Source organism: Vicinamibacteria bacterium (genome assembly GCA_035620555.1).
GTDB lineage: Bacteria > Acidobacteriota > Vicinamibacteria > Marinacidobacterales > SMYC01 > DASPGQ01.
On the sequence record DASPGQ010000568.1, the window covers coordinates 1 to 5,805 of the forward strand.

The window sequence follows — 5,805 nt, forward strand, 5'->3', positions numbered from 1 at the left end:
CCTGGCGACAATTGACTCGGTCCGCGGTGAGGTTTCCCTTGTCGTCCACCTTGGCGTTGGCCTGGGCGATGACGTGCTGGTCCTCCTCCCAGGCGGAGAGGTAGAAAGCGTGCGGATCGGCCTCGGGTACCCTTCCGCCGGCCTTTTCTATTCTGGAGACTTCTCGTTCGAAAGCGCGGCGCTCGACGATCTCCCAAACGGCGAAGGTCGAGTCACCCGTGGCCGTCACCTGGACGTGGTCCAGAACCCGTCCCTCATCGACCTTCTTATAGGGACTCTCGATGAAACCGTACTCGTTGATCCGGGCGTAGCACGACAGCGAGCTGATGAGCCCGATATTCGGACCTTCGGGGGTCTCGATGGGACAGATGCGCCCGTAGTGAGTGGGGTGTACGTCGCGTACTTCGAATCCGGCGCGCTCCCGCGAGAGGCCACCCGGCCCCAACGCGGAGAGCCTCCGCTTGTGCGTCACCTCGGAAAGAGGATTGGTCTGGTCCATGAACTGCGAGAGCTGGGAAGAGCCGAAGAACTCGCGCACCGCCGCCATGACCGGCTTCGCATTGATGAGGTCGTGAGGCATGGCCGTCGCCATTTCCTGATAGACGCTCATTTTCTCCTTGATGGCTCGCTCCATCCTGACGAGGCCGATGCGAAACTGATTCTCGAGCAGCTCGCCAACCGATCGTACCCGGCGGTTGCCGAGATGATCGATATCGTCCACCGTTCCGATATTGCGCGGAAGCTGGAGAAGGTACTTGATGACGGCAAAGAAATCCTTCGGCTCCAGGAGCCTCTGGTCCAGGTCGCCCTCGAGCTCGAGCTTCGTGCTGAGCTTGAGCCGTCCCACTCGGGAAAAATCGTACTTCTGGGGATTGAAGAACATCCCCTGAAAAAGGCTGCGAGAACTTTCGAGCGTGGGTGGGTCCCCCGGCCTCAAGCGCCGGTAGATCTCGATGAGCGCCTCCTCCGAGGTTCGGATCGTGTCCTTCCTCGCCGTCAAGGAGAGTATCGGCCCGATGCTCTCGGTCTCGGGATAGAAGACCTCGAGCTTCGTGATCCCGTTCTCGGACAGCATGTCGACGATGTCGGCCGGAAGAGGCTCGTTGCAATCCACCAGGACCTCGCCGGTCTCGGTATTCACGACGTCCCCGACCGACGAAGCGCCTTCCAGGTCCCCGCTCGAAAGCTCGATCTCCGTCAGGCCGGCTTTTTCGATCTTCTCGATCGCGACCCGGGTGATGCGCTTACCCGCAGGAACGACGGGCTCGTTGGAACCCTCTGCCTCGATGTCCCGGTTGAAGCGGCGGCCGAGGATCGCACGGGAGACGGGAAGAATGAGCTTGCCGCCTCTTACCTCGATGGTATCGACGTGGTAGAACTCGCGAATGATGTCCTCGTTGGTACGCAGCCCCAGGGCGCGGAGGAACACCGTGGCGAGGAACTTGCGCTTGCGGTCGATTCGTACGTGAAGCAGGTTCTTCTGATCGAACTCGAACTCGACCCAGCTTCCTCGATAGGGAATGATCTGAGCCAAAAACGCGTTGGTCGCCTTGTCCACCTCGTGAAAGAACACGCCGGGAGAACGATGGAGCTGCGAGACGATGACGCGTTCGGTGCCGTTGATGATGAACGTGCCGTTGTCGGTCATCAAGGGAATGTCGCCGAAATAGACCTCCTGCTCCTTGATGTCGCGGATCGAACGCACTCCGGAATCGGGGTCCTTGTCGAAGACCGTCAGGCGAATCGTCACCTTGAGGGGTACGGAGTAGGTCATCCCCCGCTCCTGACACTCCTCCACATCGTATTTGAGCTTGAGGCCGACGGAGTCCCCGCAGGTATCACAGACCGTCCCGCGATTCTCGTTGGGCTTTCCGCATGCGGGGCAGGGTATCTCGCGATCCCCCAACGGGTTCGTGCGCACCGTCTCGCCACAGCCGGTGCAGCGGCGCCGGAGGTGCTGTAGCCCTTCGAGCTTCCCGCACTTGCACTCCCAAACGCCGATGGCGTACTCGACGAATTGCAGCTCGCAGTTCTCGCGAAAGTCGGTGATCGGAAAGATCGATTTGAAGACCGCCTGCAATCCCAGGTCTTGGCGTTCCGACGCCAAGAGATTCATTTGAAGAAAGCGGTCGTAGGACTTGCGCTGGATCTCGATCAGGTTGGGGATGGGGATCATCGCCCGAATGCGGGAGAAATCGACACGTTCCCGATACGGATTCACGGCAAGTTTCTGCATGTTCCCTTCCGACTCCTTTTGCTCATCGAACGAGCGAGAAGATACACTTCACCCCCGAGCTCGACGGGCTCGATTCGAAACTTTTCTCAACTGTCGACAAGAGCTTATTTGAGCTCCACCTGGGCTCCCGCGGCCTCGAACTTCTTCTTTATCTCCTCGGCCTCATCCTTGGGGATACCTTCCTTGACCGGCTTGGGCGCTCCCTCCACGAGGTCCTTCGCTTCCTTCAATCCCAGGCTCGTGACTTCGCGCACGACCTTGATCACGTTGATCTTCTTGTCGCCCACCGCCGTCAGAATCACGTCGAACTCGGTCTTCTCTTCCGCCGCCTCGGCGGCGGGCGCGCCGGGCGCCATCGCTGCCATCGGGACGGCTGCCGCGGCCTTCACTCCGAGCTCGTCTTCGAGCTTCTTGACCATCTCGGAGACCTCCAAGACGGACATGTTCTTGATGTAGTCGATGACGTCCTGCTGCGTTAACTGTGCCATAGATTACTCCTAATTCATGCTTTCCAATTACTGGCCGCGGCCAACCCGTTATCCTTGGCCACGAAGCTTGTCCTCGTAGGCCTTCAGAACCAAAACCAAATCCCGCGCCGGAGCATTGAGCACGCTCAACAAGTTCCTCATCGGAGCGTGGAGCACGGAGAGGAGCTGGGAGAGGAGCGCCTCCTTGGAGGGGAGCGCCGCCAGCGCCTTGAACTGCTTCTCATCGAGCGTCTTGTCGGCGAGCACCCCCACCCTGAACGCCAGCGCAGGGACGTCCTTGGCAAAATCGTTGATCACTTTGGCCAGTGACACCGGATCGCTCTCGGTGTAGACGAGCCCGATCATTCCACTCAGATGGGGCTCGAGCAGCTCGAGATCCGTGCCCCGAATCGCCCGTTTTGCCAGAGTGTTCTTGACCACCTTGTAGCTGGCGCCGTTCTCGCGAACCTTCCTCCGAAACTCGGTCGCCTGCTCGACCTTCAGCCCCCGATAGTCGACGGCGAAGACCGCGCTCAGCGAGCCGAAGCTCTGCTTCATCGTTTCTACGTTCGTTTGTTTACCTGCTCGATCCACGGTGAACCTCGCTCCTACGACTTACTTGGCCCCCATCGCCGCGGGGTCGATGCGGATCCCGGGGCCCATGGTGGACGAGACCGCAATGCTCTTGACGTACTTCCCCTTCGCCGCCGAGGGCTTCGCCTTCACCACCATGTCGATCAGGGTCCGCAAATTGTCGACGAGCTTGTTGTCGGCGAACGAGGTTTTCCCCACGGGGGCGTGCACGATCGCGGTCTTGTCGACGCGGAACTCCACCTTTCCCGCTTTGATTTCGTTGATCGCTCTCGTGACTTCGAAGGTCACGGTTCCCGTCTTGGGGTTGGGCATCAGCCCCCTCGGCCCCAGGATCTTCCCGAGCTTGCCGACGCTGCGCATGACGTCGGGCGTGGCGATGACGGCGTCGAAATCCATGAACCCCTGCTGAATCCTCTCGACCAGGTCTTCTCCGCCCACGACGTCCGCCCCGGCCTCCTCGGCCTCCTTGAGCTTCTCTCCGCTGGCGATGACACAGACCCGTCGCGACACACCGAGCCCGTGGGGCAGCACCACCGTCCCCCGTACCATCTGGTCCGCGTGTTTCGGATTCACCCCGAGCCGCATGGCGACCTCGACGGTCTCGTCGAAGTTGGCAAATTTGGCCTTCTTGACGCGGGCGATGGCGTCCTCGAGGCTTTGCGACATCTCGACTCCCGCGCCTTCCTTCGCCTTGCGGTATTTCTTGCCTCTCTTCAGTCCCATGGGGTTTCCTCGCTCCGTCCTCGGGTCATCCTTCGATTTCGATTCCCATGCTCCGGGCCGTTCCCGCCACGATACGTTTGGCGGCCTCGACGCTCGCGGCGTTGAGATCCGGCAGCTTGGTCTTCGCGATCTCCTCGATCTGCTTATCCGTCACCTTGCCGACCTTGTTGCGGTTGGGCTCGCCCGAGCCCTTGGCGATACCGGCGGCTCGCTTCAACAACACCGCTGCCGGCGGGGTCTTGGTGATGAAGGTATAGGAGCGGTCCTGGAATACGGTGATGACGACGGGGATGATCAGGCCTTCCTGCTTCGCAGTTCGAGCGTTGAAAGCCTTGCAGAAATCCATGATGTTGACTTGATGTTGCCCCAGGGCGGGCCCGACCGGAGGCGCGGGTGTTGCCTTCGCCGCCGGAATCTGAAGCTTTATCTGGCCAACGACTTTCTTTGCCATGCCCCTCTCAGACTTTCTCCACCTGCAGGAAGTCCAGTTCCACCGGAGTGGAACGGCCGAAGATGGTCACCATGACCTTCAAAGTATTGCGATCGGAGTTGACCTCGTCGACGACTCCAGTGAAATTATTGAACGGACCATCGATGATCCGGACCGTCTCACCCGCCTCGAACGTGTACTTGGGTTTCGGTTTCTCCGCCGCCGCGACCGTGACCTGGTGGATGACTTGCTCGACTTCTTCGTCGGTCAGCGGGGCGGGCTTCTGGCCCGCTCCGACGAAGCCCGTGACCTTCGGCGTGTTCTTGACGACGTGCCACGTCTCGTCGTTCATCTCCATTTGGACGAGAACGTAGCCGGGGAAGAAGCGTTTCGCGCTCACGACCTTCTTGCCACCCTTCATCTCGACCACATCCTCGGTGGGGATGAGAACGTCCCCGATCTGATCCTCGAGGCCGAAAGCCGAGATTCGCTGCTTCAAGCTCTCGGCAACCTTCTTCTCGAAACCTGAATAGGTGTGCACGATGTACCAGTGTTTGGCCATGGTCGTTGTCACCTACGCTCCTCCCACGAGACCGGTCAGCCAGGCCGCCAGATAGGACATCGCCACATCGAGTCCGTAGAGATAGAACCCGAAAAAAAACACGGTGATGATGACGACGACCGTCGTGCCATAGACCTCGCGGCGCGGCGGCCATGACACCTTCTTGAACTCGGCCCTGACGTCCACGAGGAACGTTCGCAATCTCTTGAAGTAGTTGAAGATCTTCACCGGATCACCGTCTGCAGCCGAGCTCGCTCGGACCCCTCGCCGTGCCGTCTGGCAGGCCAGGAGGGACTCGAACCCCCAACCACCGGTTTTGGAGACCGGTGCTCTGCCAATTGAGCTACTGGCCTACGCTCGTTCGTTTGCAACTCAAAGGGTCCAGCGAGCCCCGCGTCGACACCTGACAGGTGACTTCGAGGAGCTCTTCCGGTCCGAGAGCACGCCTGGCATCCCATCACGGCTCGGCTACTTCGTCTCCTTGTGGAGAACATGGGTTTTGCAGAACGGGCAGTATTTCTTCATCTCCAGTCGGTCGGGCGTGGTCTTCTTGTTGCGCGTCGTCGAATAATTGCGCCTCTTGCATTCGGAGCAGGCCATCGCAACGATGTCTCTGGGCATGCCGCCTCCTTACTTTCCCTTCGCTCCCTCTATTCCAACACTTCGGTAATCGTCCCTGCGCCCACCGTCCGTCCACCCTCCCGGATCGCGAACCGCAGACCCTTCTCCATCGCGATCGGAGTGATCAGCTCGATCACAAGACTCGAGTTGTCGCCCGGCATCACCATCTCCA

9 protein-coding genes and 1 tRNA gene are annotated in these 5,805 nt (G+C 60.1%); all 10 read right to left on the minus strand.

The features are described 5' to 3' along the window. Positions 1-2,236 (minus strand): DNA-directed RNA polymerase subunit beta (locus VEK15_22945; GenBank protein HXV63578.1); only part of this gene is annotated, 2,236 nt, incomplete at its 3' end. Positions 2,237-2,340: 104 nt separating this feature from the next. After that, positions 2,341-2,724, minus strand: a complete 384-nt coding sequence (rplL, locus tag VEK15_22950) for a 50S ribosomal protein L7/L12 (GenBank protein HXV63579.1) — start codon at positions 2,722-2,724, stop codon at positions 2,341-2,343. A gap of 48 nt (positions 2,725-2,772) precedes the next feature. Beyond that, the gene (rplJ, locus tag VEK15_22955; protein ID HXV63580.1) at positions 2,773-3,297 is read right to left on the minus strand and encodes a 50S ribosomal protein L10; all 525 of its coding nucleotides are present in this window, start codon (positions 3,295-3,297) and stop codon (positions 2,773-2,775) included. A 21-nt stretch (positions 3,298-3,318) separates the two neighbouring features. Beyond that, positions 3,319-4,020 (minus strand): 50S ribosomal protein L1, encoded by a 702-nt coding sequence (gene rplA, locus VEK15_22960; protein ID HXV63581.1) that lies wholly within the window; start codon positions 4,018-4,020, stop codon positions 3,319-3,321. Positions 4,021-4,045: 25 nt separating this feature from the next. Further along, a complete protein-coding gene (rplK, locus tag VEK15_22965; GenBank protein HXV63582.1) occupies positions 4,046-4,471 on the minus strand; it encodes a 50S ribosomal protein L11 in 426 nt (141 codons plus the stop codon). Between the two features lie 7 nt (positions 4,472-4,478). Then, positions 4,479-5,012 (minus strand): transcription termination/antitermination protein NusG, encoded by a 534-nt coding sequence (nusG, locus tag VEK15_22970; GenBank protein HXV63583.1) that lies wholly within the window; start codon positions 5,010-5,012, stop codon positions 4,479-4,481. A 12-nt stretch (positions 5,013-5,024) separates the two neighbouring features. Beyond that, positions 5,025-5,240, minus strand: a complete 216-nt coding sequence (secE, locus tag VEK15_22975; GenBank protein HXV63584.1) for a preprotein translocase subunit SecE — start codon at positions 5,238-5,240, stop codon at positions 5,025-5,027. A 49-nt stretch (positions 5,241-5,289) separates the two neighbouring features. Beyond that, positions 5,290-5,365, minus strand: a tRNA-Trp gene (locus tag VEK15_22980). Positions 5,366-5,480: 115 nt separating this feature from the next. Further along, a complete protein-coding gene (rpmG, locus tag VEK15_22985; GenBank protein HXV63585.1) occupies positions 5,481-5,633 on the minus strand; it encodes a 50S ribosomal protein L33 in 153 nt (50 codons plus the stop codon). Between the two features lie 29 nt (positions 5,634-5,662). After that, positions 5,663-5,805 (minus strand): elongation factor Tu (tuf, locus tag VEK15_22990; protein HXV63586.1); only part of this gene is annotated, 143 nt, incomplete at its 5' end.

What these genes read in the sequence shown, in the direction of transcription:
- nusG (HXV63583.1), bottom strand. Translation starts at nt 5,012, where the DNA reads ATGGCCAAACACTGGTACATCGTGCACACCTATTCAGGTTTCGAGAAG.
- rpmG (HXV63585.1), bottom strand. Translation starts at nt 5,633, where the DNA reads ATGCCCAGAGACATCGTTGCGATGGCCTGCTCCGAATGCAAGAGGCGC.
- rplL (HXV63579.1), bottom strand. Translation starts at nt 2,724, where the DNA reads ATGGCACAGTTAACGCAGCAGGACGTCATCGACTACATCAAGAACATG.
- rplA (HXV63581.1), bottom strand. Translation starts at nt 4,020, where the DNA reads ATGGGACTGAAGAGAGGCAAGAAATACCGCAAGGCGAAGGAAGGCGCG.
- rplK (HXV63582.1), bottom strand. Translation starts at nt 4,471, where the DNA reads ATGGCAAAGAAAGTCGTTGGCCAGATAAAGCTTCAGATTCCGGCGGCG.